Annotated in this window: 19 protein-coding genes; 2 read left to right on the forward strand and 17 right to left on the reverse strand. The window is 43.1% G+C overall.

Translation table 11 applies throughout. The annotated features are described in order from the left end of the window. Positions 1-71: 71 nt before the first annotated feature. The 7 genes from O3655_RS04760 to O3655_RS04790 are packed head-to-tail and all read right to left on the reverse strand — an operon-like array spanning position 72 to position 5,407. Entirely contained in the window at positions 72-836 is a 765-nt protein-coding gene (locus O3655_RS04760; RefSeq protein WP_000942251.1) for an amino acid ABC transporter ATP-binding protein, read from the reverse strand. Positions 837-845: 9 nt separating this feature from the next. Further along, positions 846-1,568, reverse strand: coding sequence for an amino acid ABC transporter permease (locus tag O3655_RS04765; RefSeq protein WP_000350564.1), 723 nt, complete (start codon positions 1,566-1,568; stop codon positions 846-848). A gap of 3 nt (positions 1,569-1,571) precedes the next feature. After that, on the reverse strand, positions 1,572-2,264 hold the full coding sequence (locus tag O3655_RS04770; protein WP_000255460.1) for an amino acid ABC transporter permease: 693 nt from the start codon (positions 2,262-2,264) through the stop codon (positions 1,572-1,574). A gap of 32 nt (positions 2,265-2,296) precedes the next feature. Further along, a complete protein-coding gene (locus tag O3655_RS04775) occupies positions 2,297-3,175 on the reverse strand; it encodes a transporter substrate-binding domain-containing protein (protein ID WP_000037011.1) in 879 nt (292 codons plus the stop codon). Between the two features lie 11 nt (positions 3,176-3,186). After that, positions 3,187-4,185, reverse strand: coding sequence for a uroporphyrinogen decarboxylase family protein (locus O3655_RS04780; protein ID WP_001290985.1), 999 nt, complete (start codon positions 4,183-4,185; stop codon positions 3,187-3,189). A gap of 2 nt (positions 4,186-4,187) precedes the next feature. Next, a complete protein-coding gene (locus tag O3655_RS04785) occupies positions 4,188-4,391 on the reverse strand; it encodes a hypothetical protein (RefSeq protein ID WP_000837737.1) in 204 nt (67 codons plus the stop codon). 11 nt (positions 4,392-4,402) lie between these two features. After that, a complete protein-coding gene (locus O3655_RS04790; RefSeq protein WP_371641199.1) occupies positions 4,403-5,407 on the reverse strand; it encodes a uroporphyrinogen decarboxylase family protein in 1,005 nt (334 codons plus the stop codon). A gap of 367 nt (positions 5,408-5,774) precedes the next feature. Here O3655_RS04790 and O3655_RS04795 point away from each other — a divergent pair, with 367 nt between their 5' ends. Continuing rightward, complete coding sequence (locus tag O3655_RS04795) at positions 5,775-6,632, forward strand: 5'-nucleotidase, lipoprotein e(P4) family (RefSeq protein WP_000703388.1); 858 nt, start codon at positions 5,775-5,777, stop codon at positions 6,630-6,632. Positions 6,633-6,861: 229 nt separating this feature from the next. On the opposite strand, the gene O3655_RS04800 is transcribed toward O3655_RS04795, so the two are convergent. After that, the gene (locus tag O3655_RS04800) at positions 6,862-7,914 is read right to left on the reverse strand and encodes an LLM class flavin-dependent oxidoreductase (RefSeq protein ID WP_000229782.1); all 1,053 of its coding nucleotides are present in this window, start codon (positions 7,912-7,914) and stop codon (positions 6,862-6,864) included. Between the two features lie 111 nt (positions 7,915-8,025). Further along, positions 8,026-9,834: a glutamine--fructose-6-phosphate transaminase (isomerizing) gene (gene glmS / locus O3655_RS04805; protein ID WP_084881503.1), complete on the reverse strand. Its 1,809-nt coding sequence runs from the start codon at positions 9,832-9,834 to the stop codon at positions 8,026-8,028. Between the two features lie 215 nt (positions 9,835-10,049). Between glmS and O3655_RS04810 the strand changes: the two genes are divergently transcribed. Further along, positions 10,050-10,463 (forward strand): EamA family transporter, encoded by a 414-nt coding sequence (locus tag O3655_RS04810; RefSeq protein ID WP_000264204.1) that lies wholly within the window; start codon positions 10,050-10,052, stop codon positions 10,461-10,463. 38 nt (positions 10,464-10,501) lie between these two features. Here the strand turns inward: O3655_RS04810 and O3655_RS04815 are convergent, their stop codons facing one another. From O3655_RS04815 to O3655_RS04850, 8 genes are all read right to left on the reverse strand, one after another. Then, positions 10,502-11,881 (reverse strand): glycoside hydrolase family 1 protein, encoded by a 1,380-nt coding sequence (locus O3655_RS04815; protein WP_308697355.1) that lies wholly within the window; start codon positions 11,879-11,881, stop codon positions 10,502-10,504. A gap of 98 nt (positions 11,882-11,979) precedes the next feature. Next, positions 11,980-13,833: a proline--tRNA ligase gene (locus O3655_RS04820; protein ID WP_308697356.1), complete on the reverse strand. Its 1,854-nt coding sequence runs from the start codon at positions 13,831-13,833 to the stop codon at positions 11,980-11,982. A gap of 16 nt (positions 13,834-13,849) precedes the next feature. Next, on the reverse strand, positions 13,850-15,106 hold the full coding sequence (gene rseP / locus O3655_RS04825; protein WP_125440771.1) for an RIP metalloprotease RseP: 1,257 nt from the start codon (positions 15,104-15,106) through the stop codon (positions 13,850-13,852). A 15-nt stretch (positions 15,107-15,121) separates the two neighbouring features. Next, a complete protein-coding gene (locus O3655_RS04830) occupies positions 15,122-15,925 on the reverse strand; it encodes a phosphatidate cytidylyltransferase (protein WP_308697357.1) in 804 nt (267 codons plus the stop codon). An 8-nt stretch (positions 15,926-15,933) separates the two neighbouring features. After that, complete coding sequence (locus O3655_RS04835; protein WP_000466705.1) at positions 15,934-16,692, reverse strand: isoprenyl transferase; 759 nt, start codon at positions 16,690-16,692, stop codon at positions 15,934-15,936. Between the two features lie 206 nt (positions 16,693-16,898). Beyond that, complete coding sequence (locus tag O3655_RS04840) at positions 16,899-17,483, reverse strand: nucleotidyltransferase family protein (RefSeq protein WP_308697358.1); 585 nt, start codon at positions 17,481-17,483, stop codon at positions 16,899-16,901. Then, positions 17,464-18,462: a Holliday junction branch migration DNA helicase RuvB gene (gene ruvB, locus O3655_RS04845; protein WP_308697359.1), complete on the reverse strand. Its 999-nt coding sequence runs from the start codon at positions 18,460-18,462 to the stop codon at positions 17,464-17,466. The genes O3655_RS04840 and ruvB overlap by 20 nt, the downstream gene beginning before the upstream one ends. Before the next feature lie 486 nt (positions 18,463-18,948). After that, positions 18,949-19,365: a GNAT family N-acetyltransferase gene (locus O3655_RS04850; RefSeq protein ID WP_308697360.1), complete on the reverse strand. Its 417-nt coding sequence runs from the start codon at positions 19,363-19,365 to the stop codon at positions 18,949-18,951. Positions 19,366-19,375: the final 10 nt, after the last annotated feature.

Consider the following 19,375-nt stretch of genomic DNA (forward strand, 5'->3'; position numbering starts at 1 on the left):
TATAGAAAAACACCCTATGATTAGAAGAATCTTCTAGTCATGGGGTGTTGTTTTTATGATACACTTAGCTATCAAATCATATATTCTACACTATAGCTAGCGTCTGATAAGATACGAGCCAGGAACTGCTTGGTTCGTTCTTCTTGTGGACGACTAAAGAAATCGTGGGGATTGTTCTCCTCTACGATACGGCCTCCATCCATGAAAATAACGTGGTTAGCGACATCTCTAGCAAATCCCATCTCATGCGTGACGACCACCATGGTCACACCTTCTCCCGCCAACTGTTTCAGAACATCCAAAACATCTCCAACCAACTCAGGGTCTAGTGCTGATGTTGGTTCATCTAGCAAAATGACCTCGGGTTTGACGGCAATAGCACGCGCAATTCCTATTCGTTGTTGTTGCCCTCCAGATAGCTGAGAAGGGTAGTAGTCTTTGTAGGCCAGTAAACCAACTTTTTCCAAGGCAGATTCTGCACGTTTGAGCGCTTCTTCCTTGGGTACTTTACGAGCTACGATTAGGCCTTCTAGAATATTTTCCAGAGCAGTTTTGTTTGCAAAGAGATTGTAGTGTTGGAAAACAAAGGCTGTTTTTTGGCGAATTTCTAGAATGTCTTTCTTGCTTAATTTGGCTAAGTCATAAGTTTTTCCTGCCAAGGTCAAACGGCCACTGTCAGCTTTTTCTAAGTGGTTGAGACAACGGAGAAAGGTCGTTTTCCCCGAACCTGATGGTCCTAAGATAACGACGACATCCCCTTGGTTGACCTGGAGATTGACATCCTCCAGGACCTGTCTCTCACCAAATGTTTTTGCGATATGTTCTACTTGTAACATCCTGTCCTCCTATACAAAACGCGCGCTAGATGCTTTCGCTCTCTTTTCTTTTTTCACATAGCATTTTTCTAATACAGAAAAGCCCCACTGAATCAAACCACAGATCAAAATATACTGCAAAAAGATTACAAAATAAGACTCAAAATACTGGTAACCGTAGGACGCTTCTACACGAGCAATAGCGGTGATATCCTTGATGGTCATAACAAAGACTAGGGAGGTCCCTTTGACGATATTGATCACCAGATTGGCCAAGTTAGGCAAGGCTGAGCGCAAGGCTTGAGGAAAAACAATCCTTAGATAGGCCTGGGTCGTAGTCAGCCCAATCGCATGCGCCGCCTCTAGTTGTCCCTTGTCCACCGTCAAGATCGCTGAACGCAAAATCTCCGATAAACTCCCGACTGTCATCAAACTATAAATGATAAAGGCATAGTAGAGAGGATCAAGCTTGAAAATATCAAAGTCACTTCCTATGCTTTTGAGAAATTGATTCAGCAAACTTGGAAACAAACTATAAAAGAAGAGAATCAATAAAATCGGAGGAGTCGCTCGGATAAAAGCCAGATAGACCAGAGAAAAACTCCTCACCCCTCGAACCTTGTAAATCTGCCCCAAGGCTAAAAATAGAGCTGGTAAAAAGCTTAGGACCATAGCCACAATCATGATAATCAAGGTGATTGGCACACCCTTCAAGGTCTCCAGAAAGGTCTTTACAATATAGTCTATATCCATTTCTTACCTCCCTTTTGTTTCCAAAGACTTCTCAAGCAAACGACTCAAACTAGAAATAACCAAGGCAATCCCCCAGTAAAGAAGCGCAACTGCCGTATAGGTTTCCAGCGAGTAGTTCCCTAAATTGCGACTGATCAAGAGATTCCCCGCCCCCATAACATCAACGAAACCAATCGTATAGGCCAAGGCAGCATCTCGCATGAGATTGAGTATAGCGGTCGTTATATTGGGAAGAGCAACTTGAAAAGCTTGGGGAAAAATGATTCTCCAAAAAGTCTGACTTGGAGTCAAACCAATACTAAGCCCGGCCTCTGTCTGCCCCTTTGGAATAGCTTGATAGGCCGCCTTGAAAACCTCGGCAACAATAGCCGCAAACAAGAGAATCATCGTCAGGAGAACAAAAATAGTTTTAGACCAGTTGTTGATATCCAAACCAAGCCACCATTTCAGAAATTCTGGCAAGCCATAAAAGACTAGAAAAAGCAAGACAATCGGCGGTGTACAACGTAGGGTAAAGATATAGCCTTTGGAAATCGCTGCAAAACTCTTGTCTTCTCCTACTTGTGCCCAGGCCAAGAGACCTCCAAAAAGGGACCCAAGAAGAGTGGTAAAAAAGAGAATGGACAAGGTCATAGGAAGTGCCTGCCATAAGGTTGGCAAAAACTGAAAGACCTTGGAAAAATCATAAGAAACCATGCAAAACCCTTTCTAGTCTTGGAATTTCTGGTCTAGTCTTTGTCTACATAACTAAAGACATCTTCTTTAAAGTATTGCTGAGATAACTTAGCAAGCGTTCCATCTTCCTTCAACTCTTTGATTGCTTTTTCATATTCTTTAGCGAATTTCTCACCCTTTTCATCACGGTGAATCAAGGGATAAGTTGGAATGCCCTTGTATGGGAACCAGCTGAGTTTATCCGCATATTGGTGGTAAGGGCCATCTTCTGCGGTAACTGCTTTTTCAAAGGACAGTTTGATATCAAAGAAGGCGTCATAACGTCCTTCCAAGACCCAGGCATAGGCATCTGCCACTTTAAAGGATTCAGCTGCTGTTAGCTCAATCGGTGCATCCTGATGTTTTTCATTGTAGCTGGTGATGACATTCCATTGAGCATTCTGTGGAGAGATGGGAACCAATTTCCCTTTATTCTTAGCAAAGTCATCAATGGTTTTGTATTTCTGTTCATCTTCTTTTCTGACAGTAAATCCGATGATGCTCGCTCCGACTGGTTCAGATGGAATGACAAACTTTTTAGCTCGTTCATCTGTGTACCAAGCTCCCTTGGTTCCGATGTCATACTTGCCTGATTCCAGACCAATCAAGAGGTCGTCATCACTGGTGCCCGTATATTCAAATTGATAGTTTGCCAACTTCTCATCAACAGCCTTCAAAACAGCTACCTCATAACCATCTGATTCCCCTTTTTCATTGACAAAGTCATAAGGTACATAGTTTTGTGTATGGGCAACCTTCAAGGTTATAACTTCAGCAGACGAAGCCGTTTCTCCATCCTTGGCTGGAGCACCAGCTAAACTTCTCCCGATAATCGTTGCCCCAATTACTACAACCACTGCTACACCACCGATAATCCATGCTTTTTTACTCATCTTTTTCTCCTTTAGTTTTCAAGCGCTTCTCTCACCCACTGGATACGTTCAACTGCGATATCACTTGGAATGGTACAATCTGCCCCAAGTACCAAGCCCTGTTCCCCAGCTTCTGCAACTAGTTTCTTTGCTTCAGCCTGAATGGCATCCTTGCTACCAGTATACAGCAAGCCTGTCTTACCATTTTCAAATCCTCCAAGAACCGTATGTCCCTTGAAAATCTCACGACCTTCCTTGAGAGTGATTCCCTCTGGTCCTACAGCCCAGTTAAAGACTTGGGCTGGATAGTCTGCAAAAAGGTGAATATCATTTCGTGCTCCCTCGTAGCCACAGATATGAAGAACCGTGACACCACCAACAGCACTAGCTGCTTCCAGAACCGTTATCTCGCTAGGTGCAATGACGGCTTGATACTCTGCTGCCGACACTCGTTGATCTTGGATACTCTGCACGCTGAGGTAGATTCCATCAGCACCAGCCTCTTCGATAACAGCTCGGCTGAGACTCGCAATATCCTCTGCAATCACATCCAACACCTTCTTGAGGGCTTCAGGGTCTTCCACCAGAAAGTCCGCAATGAGGTCATCCCCACCAGATACTTCCCCCAGTAGCCACTTGAGATAGGTCACAGGAGCAAAAATATTGTAAATCGCAACGATATCTTCTGTAAACTCTTGCTTGATTTTTTTAACCAAGTCCACCTGCTCTTTTATCCAAGCGTGCTCTGGTCCGAGTGGTTGAATGGTTGCCAATTCTTGAAGTGATTTTCCTTTGGCAATCGCTGGATTTGGATAAGCAAAGTAGCCATCACTCATTAACTTGATAAAGTCCGGCTGAACTTCTCGGATAAAGCGCTTATGGCCCTCAATATTCTTCTCGATAATGACTGGATTTGAAAATCCGTGTAGCCATTCGTCTTCGGATGTGAAATGGTGCCAAAAACCAACTGGCACACGATCAACCTTTTCACCTCTAAATGCTTTTAAAACCCATTCTTTTTTTTCTGACATTCTTATTCTCCATTTCTTACTTTTTCAACTAATAAACTGCTTGCGATATCATTCGAGCGTAGAAAGGGAAGACTGGACTTGGAAAAATCCTGAACTCCACGACATCTCTCTCCATTTTTGCAGTGCCCATTTTTTACGACGCTTATGGCAACCAAAGCCAGCAAACCGACAACTGCAATGAAGATTCCCCATCTTTTACTTTTCATAGCTCCTCCTTTTAGAGAACAGCTGCCTGCCGAATCCAGTCCAACCTCTCTAAGTCAAAGTCATCTGGAACAGTACAGTCAGCTCCCAGAAGAACGCCTTTATTACCAGCTTCAGCCAGCAACCGTCTTGTTTCATCTTGCAATTCCGCCTTGGAACCTTGATAAAGCAAGCTTTTCTTGCCGTTTTCAAATCCACCTAAAACGGCCTTGCCTGGAAACAACTCTTGCCCCTGTGTCAAACTAACCTCCTCATGATGAGTCGCCCAGTTGACCACTTGAGCTGGATAGTCCTTAAATATCGTCACATCATTGCTCGCACCTTCAAAACCACAGATATGGAGGATATTGGTCCCACCAACCTGATTGGCTGCCTCCAAAATCGCTATATTGCTCGGTTCGATATAGGTTTGGTAGAGTTCTGGTGTGATGCGCTCATCTTGAATTTCCTGGGTGCTGAGATAAATCCCATCAACTCCACCTTGCTGGATGATTTTCTGAGTTAGGATAGCAATATCTCTTGCAATCACATCTAGAATAGATCTGAGTTGCTCAGGATTTTCAAGCAATAGGTCAGCCACTTCCCTATCTCCTCGAGAAGTTTCTGTACGGAACCAACGCTTGAGGTAGGAGATAGGCGAAAAGATATTGTAGAAAGAAGCAATCTCTTCGGTAAAGGTCTCTCGAATCGCTTGTACCACTTCCACCTGTTGCTGAATCCATGGGTGTTCCTCACCAATCGACTCAATAGAAGTCAGCTCCTGAATGCTTGCAATCTTAGGACGATAGACATTACTTGGATAAAGGAAAAAACCGTCGCTCATAATTTTGACAAAATCAGGACGAATCCTTTCCACATAATTGTGATGCCCATCAACACTTTTTTGAAAGATACGTGGATTATTTAATCCCTGCTCCTTTTCTTCGAGTGTTACAAAATGAAACCAAAATCCCACAGGAACTCTTTCCACTTCATCGCCTCGAATCGCTCTAAAGACTAGCTCTCTTTTACTCGCCATACCTTTCTCCTTCCATTTGGATTGAAACCATCTTACCACTCCTTTTCCCCTTTTCCCAATATATATTGACTATCAACTCGATTGGAAATTTTTATATCTATAAAGAAAAAAATCCCTAAAAAGCTTGATGTTACTAGCCTTTCAAAGATTCACTTTATTTTCATCTATTTTCCAAAAAGAAGCTGATATAGATTTTCTATCAAGCCGATTGAATTTTTTTATATCCATCTTCATTCCCAAATTAAGTACATAATTTTATCCTAATACCAAATTACTACTGAAAAATTTCTTTTCTCTCGGTATTTCCTTGCACAAATCCCATGAAAACGCTACAATATTAATAGACTATTATTAGGAGGATGGGATTATGAAAATATCCAAAGTTACCATTACAATTGCTTCTACACTTACTTCCGTCATTTTACTGACTGGCTGTGGTACAAATTCGGCAAATTCACAGACAACACAAAGTAGTACATCTGATAATCAGGTTACAATGACCTATGATCAGTTGCGTTCAAGAGAAAATACTATGTCAACTCTTTGGTATCAAAAAGCAGCTGAAACCAAGGCACTCTATCTACAAGGTTACAATGTCGCTACTGATCGTTTGAAAGAACTACTAAAAACACAGACAGATAAACCCTACTCTATCGTTTTGGACTTGGACGAAACTGTATTAGACAATAGCCCTTATCAAGCGCAAAATGTCAAAGACGGAACAGCATTTACCCCAGAAAACTGGGATGTCTGGGTAAAAAAAGCCGCAGCCAAGGCTGTACCAGGTGCTAAAGACTTTCTCCAATTTGCAGACCAAAACGGTGTCCAAATTTACTATGTATCTGACCGCACGATAGATCAGGTAGATGATACGATCAAAAACCTAGAAAACGAAGGAATTCCTGTACAAAGCCGCGATCATCTCATGTTCTTAGAAAAAGGCGTCAAATCTAAAGAAGGTCGTAGACAAGCAGTCCAAGAAAAAACCAACTTAGTCATGCTACTAGGAGACAATCTTGTGGACTTTGCAGAGTTTTCAAAGACCTCTGAAACTGAGCGCAACCAAAAATTAGAGGAATTACAAAAAGAGTTTGGTGAGAAATTCATCATTTTCCCTAACCCAATGTACGGATCATGGGAAAGCACTGTTTACAATGGTAATAAATTGGATGCCAAGGGTCAAACTGAAGAGCGACAAAAAAACTTACAAGGTTTTGATAAATAAAATAAGAGAGCTATCTACCAGTTTACACCAACCACAAGATATCGTATTTGTGAGAATATCAAAAAAGACGATTTCCAAGCGGAAATCGTCTTTTTTACTATTTTATCTTGTACTTGGTATAAACTAGTATATATTCCACTAGATAGTATGCTCTATCACTTGTACCACTTCCACCTGTTGCTGAATCCATGGGTGTTCCTCACCAATCGACTCAACTGATTGAATTTTTTTATAACCCCTCTTTCATGGCAAAGTATGCTCGTACTTTTGGAGCCACTTGTGTGCCGAAGAGTTCAATAGCTCTCAAAACTTGATCATGTGGCATAGAACCAAGCGGTAGATGGAGCATGAAACGGTCCAAGTCTAAATCCTCAATCATGCGAATCAATTTTTCTGCCACCTGATCTGGATTGCCCACAAACATGGCACCATTTGGTCCAACTTGCTCCAAATATTGCTCATAGGTCAACTCCTGCCAGTGCGGACGGTCCTTGGAAATTGCATCCACCACTTGCTTGGTCGGATGGAAATAATCTTTGACAGCCTGCTCGCCATCTTCCGAAATCCAGCCCCAAGAATGAGCACCCACTTTCAGGTCTTTCTCCGCATGACCGGCTTCCCTACCAATCTCACGATAAGCTTGAATCAGCTTTTTAAAATAACGTGGATTGCCACCGATAATGGCATAGACAATCGGCAACCCCGCCTGAGCAATCTTCACTGTTGACTCTACATGACCTCCTGTCGCCACCCACAATGGCAATTTGTCCTGAACAGGACGAGGATAGACTTCTTTTCCAGCGATGCTTTGAGTCAATTGTCCCTGCCAGTTCACTTTGGTGCTTTCATTTGCCAGCTGAAGCAGGTCTAACTTTTCATCAAAAAGAGCTTCATAGTCTTTCAAGTCATAGCCAAACAGAGGGAAGGATTCGGTAAATGAACCACGACCTGCCATAATCTCTGCCCGTCCATTTGACAAGGCATCGATGGTAGCATATTGTTGGAACAAGCGAATCGGATCCATACTCGAGAGAATGCTGACCGAACTAGTCAAACGAATCTTTTTGGTATTGACTGCCCCAGCTGCAAGAATAATCTCTGGCGCCGATACCGCAAAGTCCTCCCGATGATGCTCCCCAATCCCGTACACATCCAAACCAACCTTATCAGCCAGCTCAATTTCTGCCACCAACTGACGAATGCGTTCATCATGACTGTAAATCTGCCCAGTCGCTTCCAGAGCGGTTGTTTCACCAAATGTTGAAATTCCTAATTCTACCATACTGTTTCCTCGCTATCTCTTTTAGTTTTTAGAGTATTTTATCACTAATTAGTTTTACTTTCAATGGATTTGCTCATTAGAAAAAGCCTAGATGAACTAGACTTTCTTGGTTTATTCTACTGTTACTGACTTAGCAAGGTTACGTGGTTTGTCCACATCGAGTCCACGGTGGAGGGTTGCAAAGTAAGCGACCAATTGCGTTGGTACGACCATTGAGATTGGTGAGAGGTAAGGGTGGACAGTCGTAAGAACGATATCATCTGTCTCTTTGGCAACATTTTCTTCTGCGATTGTAAGTACCTTAGCACCACGGGCTGCGACCTCCTGGATATTTCCACGAGTGTGGTTAGCAAGGACTGGATCTGACAAGAGGGCCAAGACAGGTGTCCCCTCTTCAATCAAGGCAATGGTTCCGTGCTTGAGTTCTCCTGCCGCAAAGCCTTCACATTGGATGTAAGAAATCTCTTTGAGTTTGAGACTGGCTTCCATGGCTACATAGTAGTCTTGACCACGTCCAATGTAAAAAGCGTTGCGAGTTGTTTCAAGAAGCTCTCGAACCTTGGCATCAATGTTTTCTTTCTCAGAAAGAGTTGATTCGATAGACTGAGCTACGATTGACAACTCATGAACCAGGTCAAAGGCTTGCGCTTTGGCATTGCCGTTTGCTTCTCCAACTGCTTTTGCAAGGAAGGCAAGGGCTGCGATTTGTGCCGTATAGGCCTTTGTTGATGCTACGGCAATTTCAGGACCCGCGTGAAGAAGCATGGTATGGTTGGCTTCACGTGAAAGAGTTGAACCTGGCACGTTTGTCACTGTCAAACTCGGAATTCCCATTTCATTAGCCTTAACCAAAACCTGACGGCTGTCAGCTGTTTCACCAGACTGGCTGATAAAGATGAAGAGCGGTTTCTTGCTGAGAAGTGGCATACCGTAGCCCCACTCAGATGAGATTCCAAGTTCTACTGGTGTATCTGTCAATTCTTCCAACATCTTCTTAGAAGCAAATCCTGCGTGGTACGATGTTCCAGCTGCAAGGATATAGATGCGGTCTGCATCTTGAACAGCCTTGATGATAGCTGGATCTACGACAACTTGACCTGCCTCATCCGTGTAGGCTTGGATGAGTTTACGCATAACCGTTGGTTGCTCGTCGATTTCCTTGAGCATGTAGTAAGGATAAGTCCCCTTACCGATATCTGACAAGTCGAGCTCAGCAGTGTAGCTAGCACGCTCACGACTGTTACCATCATAGTCTTGAACTTCGACGCTATCAGCCTTGACGATTACCAACTCTTGGTCATGAATTTCCATGTATTGGTTGGTCTCACGAATCATAGCCATAGCATCTGAGCAGACCATATTATAACCTTCTCCAAGACCAATCAAAAGTGGAGATTTGTTCTTAGCGACATAGATGACATCTGGATTTTCAGAGTCAATCAAGGCAAAGGCATAAGAACCACGAATGATGTGAAGGGCTTTTTTGAAGGCTTCAAGAACTGAGAGACCTTCTTCTTCTGCAAATTTCCCAATCAAGTGAACAGCGATTTCCGTATCGGTTTGCCCCTTGAAGTGGTGACCTGCAAGGTATTCTTCCTTGATTTCAAGGTAGTTTTCAATCACTCCATTGTGCACCAAGACAAAACGTCCCGTCTCAGAGCGGTGTGGGTGAGCATTATCTTCCGTTGGTTTCCCGTGAGTCGCCCAACGCGTATGTCCGATACCTGTTGTTCCCTCAACACCAGCTGTCTTGGCAGACAATTCTGCGATACGACCGACAGCCTTGACTAGATGATTTTCAGCACCACCTAGGACAAAAATCCCCGCAGAATCATAGCCACGGTATTCGAGCTTTTCAAGCCCTTGAATCAAAATATCAGTTGCATTTGTGTTTCCAACAACACCAACAATTCCACACATAGTATATACGACACAGACCAGCTGTGCTTTCTCCTTAAATTGGTATAGTCTAATTCTCACTTTACGGAATCAGCAAAAACAGTATATACTTGTTTTTCTCACTTGTCAAGAATAAAAATTGGTATAGTTTTTCTATCTGGTATTTTATCAAGATTTCACTTGATACCTGACAAGTCGGCATCAATTACTTATAATAAGGGGAGGAGGTATTCGCCATGTGGTTTTTCTTCGCACTTTTATCAGCTATCTTTGCAGCCTTAACGTCAATTTTAGCCAAGATTGGGATTGAAGGAGTTCCATCCAATCTAGCAACTGCTATTCGTACAGTCGTCGTCATTCTTATGGCCTGGGCTATGGTTTTCTTGACCAATAGTCAGACCGAAATTGTCAACATCAGTAAAAAAAGTTGGCTCTTTCTCATCTTATCAGGCTTAGCCACTGGCGCCTCCTGGCTCTGCTACTACAAGGCCTTGCAGATGGGCAATGCGACTGAGGTATCTGCTGTCGATAAATTCAGTCTCGTCATTACCCTCGTTCTAGCCTTTTTCTTCCTACAGGATGTCCTGACGTTTAAAACAATTATTGGCTGTATCCTGATTACGATTGGGACCTTGGTGATGATATTGTAATAAAAAGTGAGATGAACACCATCTCACTCTTTTTATTCTTAAAATCCATTATGGTCGCTGAGTTCCTTGAACCAATGGCCTGATTTTTTTAGACGACGTTCCTGTGTTTCCAAGTCAAGTTCAACCAAACCATAGCGGTTTTTATAGCTATTGAGCCATGACCAGCAATCAATAAAGGTCCAGATTAAGTAACCCTTACAATTGGCTCCGTCTTCAATGGCACGGTGAAGTTCACGCAGATGACCTTTTACAAAGTCAATACGATAGTCGTCCTGAATCATGCCATTCTCACGGAATTTTTCTTCCCCTTCAACCCCCATGCCATTCTCTGTCAGCATCCACTCAATATTACCATAATTTTCCTTGATATTTTGGGCAATATCATAAATCCCCTGCTCATAGATTTCCCAACCACGGTGTGGGTTAATTTTACGGCCTGGCATGACGTAAGGCTCATAGAAATGTTCTGGTAAGAGGGGACTGTCAGGATGTTTGGCAAAACGCGGAGCCATGACACGCAAAGGCTGGTAGTAATTGACTCCAAGAAAGTCCACTGTATGCTGACGAATCAGTTCCAACTCTTCTGCTGTAGAATCTGGTAGTAAATCATGCTCAGCTAAAATTTCCACCAATTCTTCTGGATAAGCTCCCAAGACAGACGGATCTAGGAAAGATTGGGCTTGGAAGAGATCCGCAATGCGAGCAGCCTTGACATCTGCGGGATGCTGGCTACGTGGATAGGCTGGTGTCAAGTTGAGGACAATCCCAATCTTGGAATCAGGCAAAACTTCATGACAGGCCTTAACCGCAAGACTACTAGCCAGTTGCGTATGATAGGCAACCTTAACTGCTGCTTTGGCATCTACCTTGTGAGGATAGTGGGCATCGTAAAAATAGCCAAACTCTACGGGAACGATGGGCTCGTTAAAGGTAATCCATTGGTCCACCAAGTCACCGTATGTCTCAAAACAAAAACGAGCATAGTCTTCATAAGCCTTGACAGTTGCCTTATTTTCCCAACCATCGCCGTCTTCTTGGAGGGCAAAAGGCAGGTCGAAGTGATAGAGATTAACTAAGAGACGAATTCCCTTGGCCTTAATGGCTTCAAAGACCTGACGGTAGAAAGCCACCCCTTGCGGATTGACCTCTTCACGGCCCTGTGGGAAAATACGAGACCACTGGATAGAAGTTCGGAAGGCTGTATGCCCAGTCTCTACCAAAAGCTCAATATCCTTTTCCCAGTTTTCGTAAAAAGTCGATGTTTTATCAGGTCCAATTCCATTGTAGTAACGATTTGGCTCTACTTGGAACCAATAATCCCAGAGATTGTCTCCCTTGCCGTCACCAGGTACACGACCTTCTGTCTGTGGTCCAGAAGTGGAGGAACCCCAGACAAAATCCTTTGGAAATTTTAGCATAGCTTTACCTCTTCGTTTATTCATTTTTCCCATTATATAGAAAAAACAAGGTAAAAACTAGTTACATTTTTGCCTTGTTTTTCTTCTGATTATAGTTTTTATTTCTTGCTTAGGATTTCAAGCGTTTCAAGCAAGTTGTCTGCGTGAACTTCGATGGTGTCACCAGTCGCCTTAATCTTAACTTCTACGATGCCATCAGCTGCTTTTTTCCCGACAGTGATACGGATTGGCAACCCAATCAAGTCGCTATCGCTAAATTTAACCCCGACACGTTCGTTACGGTCGTCTGTCAAGACTTCGTAACCAGCTCCCATCAAGCTTGCTTCAAGTTTTTCTGTTAAGGCTTGCGCTTCTTCATCTTTAACATTGACAGTAATCAAATGCACATCAAATGGTGCCAATTCTTTAGGGAAGTTAACTCCCCAAGCGTAACGGTATTCACCTTTTGGCGTTTTGTTAACAAAGAGGCGGGCGTGTTGCTCCATAACCGCAGAAAGGAGACGGCTAACACCGATACCGTAACAACCCATGATGATTGGCACAGCACGACCATTTTCATCCAAAACATCTGCACCCATACTTGCTGAGTAACGAGTTCCCAGTTTAAAGATGTGACCAATTTCGATACCACGCGCGAAGTTAAGAACGCCTTGCCCGTCTGGTGAAATTTCACCCTCACGAACTTCACGGATATCCACATATTCTGCAGTAAAGTCACGACCTGGGTTCACACCCGTCAAGTGGTAGCCATCTTCGTTAGCCCCCACAACAGCATTACGAACATCTTGCACCTTACGGTCTGCAATGATTTTCACATTTTCTGGCAAACCAACTGGTCCAAGCGAACCAAATCCTGCTGGGACTACACTTGCGACTTCTTCCTCGCTCGCAACATCAAAGAAATCTGCACCCAAGTGGTTCTTCAACTTAACTTCATTGAGTTGGTCATTTCCAACTAGAAGGGCTACAACAAGTTCTCCATCTGCCATGTAGAAGAGAGTTTTAATCGTTTGCTCTTCTGGCACATTAAGGAAGGCTGCAACTTCATCGATGGATTTAACACCTGGAGTTTCCACTCGAATCACTTCTTCTTCCGCAACGACACGGTTGCTTGGTTTGTACTCGTTTGTTGCCATTTCTAAGTTAGCTGCATAGCTAGACTCAGTTGAGTAGGCGATGGTGTCTTCACCAGAAACCATCCATTTGAGCAATTCTGCCTTGATTTCTTCTTGCACTTCTGCAGGAATTTCATCAAATGAGGCAACTGACTTGTCCAAGACAACCCAGCGGTCAAGGTCTGTACGGGCTGGTGTGATGGCCATAAATTCTTGGCTATCCTTACCACCCATGGCGCCACCATCACCGATTATAGCCTTGAAGTCCAAGCCACTACGAATGAAAATTCGTTCATAGGCCGCTTTGTACTCGTCATAAGTCACATCCAAACTATCGTAATTAGCATGGAAACTATAGCCGTCCTTCATGATAAATTCACGCGTACGGAGAAGTCCGTTACGTGGACGTTTTTCATCACGGTATTTCGGTTGGATTTGGTAAAGGTTGAGTGGCAATTGCTTGTAAGACTTGACAGAATCACGAACAATAGCTGTAAAAGTTTCTTCGTGTGTCGGACCTAAGATAAAGTCTGACTTTTCACGGTTTTTCAGTTTATAAAGGTCTTCACCATAGGTTTCATAACGACCTGATTCACGCCAAAGATCAGCACTGAGAAGGGCAGGAGCCAACATCTCCACCGCACCAATCTTATCAAACTCTTGGCGCATGATATTCTTAGCCTTTTCAATCACACGGTTAGCGAGTGGTAGGTAAGAATATACACCGGCAGAAACTTGACGAACATAACCAGCACGCAACATAAGGGCGTGGCTGATAACTTGAGCATCGCTTGGCATTTCGCGAAGCGTTGGGATTAGCATTTTACTTTGTTTCATAATATTCCTCGATTATCTAAAAGAAGAGTCGCATAATGTCATTCCAGGTCACAGCTAGCATCAAGACAACCATCATAACTACACCAGCCATGGTGACATAGGTTTCAATTTCTTGTTTAAGGGGTTTCCGGCGGATAGCCTCTAGGATATTGAGCACAATCTTTCCACCATCCAAAGCCGGAATCGGAATCAAGTTAAAAATCCCGATATTGATGGAAATCATAGCTAGGAAGTAGAGGACATTCTCAATTCCATTTTTTGCAGCATCGCTACTTGCCTTAAAAATGGCCACGGGACCACCGAGTTTGTTCAAATCTGGATGGAAAATTAAGTTTTTCAGAGCTGAAAGGATACGGAGCCCTGAGTCAGCAGCGGTTGTAAATCCACCAACAAACATGGATAAGAGGTCTGACTTGACCCCCGGTTGAACCCCGAGAATATAGCGTCCTTGATTCTCTTCTGGAGTCACAGTAACTTGTTTTTCGCTACCATTTTCAGAAATGGTCACATCCAAGGTCGGGGCAGTCTTGTCCTTGGTATCTGCTTCCACAGCCTGGGTCAAGTCTTGCCAATTCTTAACCTCATGCGAGCCGACCTTGGTAATTTGAGCGGTCTCAGCTACGCCTACCTTAGCCAAAGCTCCTTCTGGCATGACATGAAAGAGATTGGTCTGAGTATCTCTAACACCGCCCTGCAAAAAGATCAAGATCCAAAAAACAACAACACCTAAGATAAAGTTATTCATGGGACCTGCAAAGTTGGTGATGAGCTTACCCCAGATAGAAGCATTTTGGTACTGTACATCCAAAGGAGCGATGCGCACTTCGGTTCCGTCTTCTTCAACAACCGTTGCATCATGATCCACTGTAAAAGTCTTTTCTTCTTCCAAGACCAAACCCTTGATAAAGAGCTTGTCTTCAAAGTCAAACTGGGTTACCTGCATAGGAAGAGCCGTTTGATCCAGTTTCTTCCCTGAGAGGTTGATCCGTTTGACCTTACCATCATCAGCAAGTGTTAAACTAACTGGAGTTCCTGTCTTGATTTCTGTCGCATCATCACCCCAGCCTGCCATACGAACGTAGCCTCCTAGAGGAAGGATTCGAATGGTATAAGCAGTGCCATCCTTACCGATATGGGAAAAAATCTTGGGCCCCATACCAATGGCAAATTCACGAACTAGAATGCCCGATTTCTTGGCAAAATAAAAATGTCCAAACTCATGCACCACCACAATAATCCCAAAAACGAGGATAAAGGTTAGCAATCCAATCATTCAATATTCCTTTCTTTAAAACAGGCCAAATAAGTGCATCATTGGAAACACAATCAGCATGCTGTCAAAGCGATCCAACACACCGCCATGTCCAGGGATAAATTTTCCAGAATCCTTAACACCGAAATGGCGTTTCATGGCACTCTCAATCAAGTCACCAAACTGACCTGCCACACTGAAGAAGACGGCAAAGAGGCTCATTCTGTACATCCCATAAGGGAGAGCAACTGTACTGTCTACAAGCATAAAGATTGCTGTTACCAATACCGCACCTAGAATACCTCCGATAAAGCCCTCAATGCTCTTATTGGGAGAAACTCTCGGAGCCAACTTATGTTTACCAAAATTCATCCCTGTCAGGTAGGCTGCGCTATCTGTCGCCCAAACGATAAAAAGGGCCAAAAGTACCTTGTCAAAACCTGCCACCCGAGCATCTAGTAAGGCATTGAAGCCAAAACCAACATAAAAGCTCACAGCAATTGGGAAAGCGGCATCTTCAATCGTATAGTTCTTACTGAAAACGGTCGTCCCTAGCATTATGGTAATCAAAACACTGTAGGCAACCACATTCCCATCAACAGGCAAAAAAGTTAGGTAATTTTCTAAAGGAACTGTGAGAGCGAAGGTCGCAAAGAGAGTCAAAGCACCCTCAATGGTCATAGTCTTTAGTCCCTTCATGTGCAAGAGTTCATGGACGCCTAGCATCGCTAACAAGCCAATCCCTATCTGCAACAAGAGCCCACCCGCAAACAAGACTGGAAGGAAAATCGCCAGGGCCAATATCGCAAACAATGTTCTCTTTTGTAAATCCTTGGTCATATCTTCTCCTAAACTCCTCCAAAACGGCGATTGCGATGGTTAAAAGCAGCAATAGCTTCCTGCAAGGCGGCTTCATCAAAATCAGGCCACAAGGTATCCGTAAAGTAAAGCTCACTATAGGCTGCTTGCCATGGCAAGAAATTACTTAAACGCAACTCACCACTCGTACGGATAATCAAATCAGGATCCCGCAAATCCTTTGGCAGGTGTTGCGTGAAAAGATAGTCCCCAATCATATCTTCTGTGATGTCACCAGGGTTGATTTTAGCATCTAGAACATCTTGAGCCAAGCCCTTAAGAGCCTGCGTAATTTCAGCACGACCACCATAGTTGAGCGCAAAATTGAGAATCAAGCCCGTATTGTTCTTAGTCAACTCCTCTGCTTTTTTCAAAGCTTCAAAAGTCGGCTTAGGCAAACGATCTGTCTCCCCAATCATCTGAATCTTAACGTTATTTGCGTGCAATTCAGGGACGTAGTTATCATAAAATTCGACTGGCAAGTTCATGATAAACTTGACTTCTTGATCTGGGCGTGTCCAATTTTCCGTTGAAAAGGCATAAACCGTGATGACCTTAACTCCCATCTTGTTAGCTGCCTTGGTCACCTTTTGGAGGGCTTCCATCCCCGCCTTATGACCAAAAACCCGTGGTTGCATCCGTTTTTTAGCCCAACGACCATTCCCATCCATGATGATGCCAATATGAGCAGGAACCTGTGTTGGAACCTCGACTTCTACAGCTTTATCTTTCTTAAAAAATCCAAACATGTTCTTATTCCTATTCAAAAATCTATCGTTTCATTATACCATATTTCCCTATTTTCTTCTATTGCTAAGTTATTAGCTCTCCGTACAGACAAAAAATAAGCCGCCTGATTGGGCGACTTATTTTTATAGGGAGATTATTATGAAAAAGTTTTAGGAGTTTAAGTTAAGTTCCTCTTAACTTATGAACCTAGTATACCGTCCCTAACTTAAATTTTTCTTAAGTTTTTTGAGAAAGTTAGATTTTTCCATTTTTCTTGCCAATTTTTCTTGGACAAGCGTTCTTGATAGAGCTTCATTCGGTCCTCATTCTCTAAAAAATGAGTAGTCGGGGAAACTTGAAACTTTAAAATATCCTCTAGACCATAGGGCGCAAAGAGCTCTAAAGTTGCGTTGGCATGCAAGCGGAGTCCTATCGCCGTACATCGTTCTGGATACTTACTCATGGCATCACGAGAACTCGTGTAAGGCACAGTGTGGGGACTGTGCAGATGCATATAGACCTGATTTTTCAACTCCCACTGATACTGAGGAAAATCCTCTCTCAGTTTTTTCTCTAGGGACACTGTTTCCTCATAAGAAACATCTGGATCAAAGAAAATCACATCCACGTCCGTTTCATGATCAAAAGGCGATTTGTCTGACAATAGATTCCAGATGAAATTCCTGACAGAACCTGCTGCCAACCACGAGTCTTTCAGATCAAGATCACGAATGATGGTCAGAATGGTCATCATATCTGGATTTTCTCTGAAAGCATCTAGAATTTCTTGTTCATTTTTCATTGTATTCATACCCTAAATGCTCATATGCCTTAGCTGTCGCCACCCGTCCAGAACGAGTTCGCATGATGAAACCTTTCTGAATCAGGTAAGGTTCGTACATATCTTCGACTGTCTCACGCTCCTCGGCAATATTAACAGAAAGAGTTCCTAAACCGACAGGACCACCACCGTACATCTCAATCATGGTACGAAGGATTTTTTGGTCTACATAGTCCAAACCTTCACGGTCTACATCCAGCATGGTCAAAGCCTTATCCGTAATCACATCATCAATCAAGCCATCCCCCATAATCTGGGCAAAGTCGCGCACGCGCTTGAGGAGACGATTGGCGATACGAGGAGTTCCTCGACTGCGTAAGGCCAACTCCGAAGCTGCCTCATGAGTGATTTCCATCTCAAAAATATCTGCCGTTCGTTCAACAATTTCCGTCAAGTCAGTGTGGGCATAGTATTCCATATGGCCTGTAATCCCGAAACGTGCTCTCAAAGGATTAGAAAGCATACCCGCACGGGTCGTTGCACCAATCAAGGTAAAAGGTGGCAAGTCCAAATGAACACTGCGACTGCCTTCACCAGCACCAATCATGATATCAATGTAGAAGTCTTCCATGGCACTATAAAGCACCTCTTCCACCGACATGGGCAAGCGATGAATCTCGTCAATAAAGAGAACGTCTCCAGGTTCCAAATCATTCAAAATCGCTACCAGATCCCCCGCTTTTTCAATGACAGGACCAGATGTTTGCTTGAGATTGACTCCCAGTTCATTGGCAATAACAAAGGCCATGGTTGTTTTCCCGAGACCTGGAGGACCAAATAAAAGAACATGGTCCAGTGCCTCATCCCGCATTTTGGCAGCCTCGATAAAGATTTGCAGCTGGTCCTTGACCTTATCCTGACCGATATATTCACGTAAATACTGAGGACGGAGCGTACGTTCGACTAACTCCTCATCCCCCATGATTTCATTATCTAAAATTCTACTCATGGCTCTATTATATCAAAAATCCAAGCCACAAACAAAAAAGCCACCTGATTGGGTGGCCTCTTTAGGGAGATTATTATGAAAAAGAAAAGTTTAGGATTTCATTAAATAAAGTTAGGAGGTCTTTATTTAATGGTTATATGATACAAGATGAATCTTAAAACTAACTTAACTTTTCTCCTGATTTATCATTTTTTTAAAAATTTTTTTCGAATGGATTTTTCCTCTCCAAGTCATAAAAAAGCCACCTGATTGGGTGACTTATTTAGGAGATTATGATGAAAAAGAAAAGTTTGGGATTTCATTAAATAAAGGGTACTCAATGAAAATCGAAATCAGACTAGGCAGATAGGCGCAAGCATAACGATAGTTAGCTAAGTCGACTCTAACGAAGGTTGATGAGATTTTCGAAGAGTATTAGGAGGTCTTTATTTAATAACTATATAATACACAAGGAGACTTAAATTTTACTTAAGAAAAAATATTTTTTTATCTTTTTCGATCCACCCAAATCATTCCTGTACAATCATAAGTAGATAAGGTTTCAAATCCCAGAGAACGATAGAATCCCAAGGTTTTTTCTGTCTGATCGGTCACTAGTTGGACTTGATAGGCATCTTTGAAGTCACCTAAGGCCTCTTTCATTAAGGCACTGCCAATCCCTTGGCGCTGATAGCTAGGCAAAACGATCAAATCCTGGACAAAAATCGATGAAAAACCATCTCCGACTAAACGGACCAAGCCCACCACGGCATCGCCATCAAGTGCTAGATAAATTGCTAATGAGTGAGATAAGGCCTTCTCCAACATCTGAGGTTGATGTGTATAATTTGTCCATCCAACTGCCTGATAGAGATGCAAAACATCCTCTAACTTGACAATTTCTTGCTTTTTAATAGTGATCATGTCAACACCT

It is taken from the genome of Streptococcus sp. 27098_8_70 (assembly GCF_041432215.1).
GTDB lineage: Bacteria > Bacillota > Bacilli > Lactobacillales > Streptococcaceae > Streptococcus > Streptococcus oralis_CP.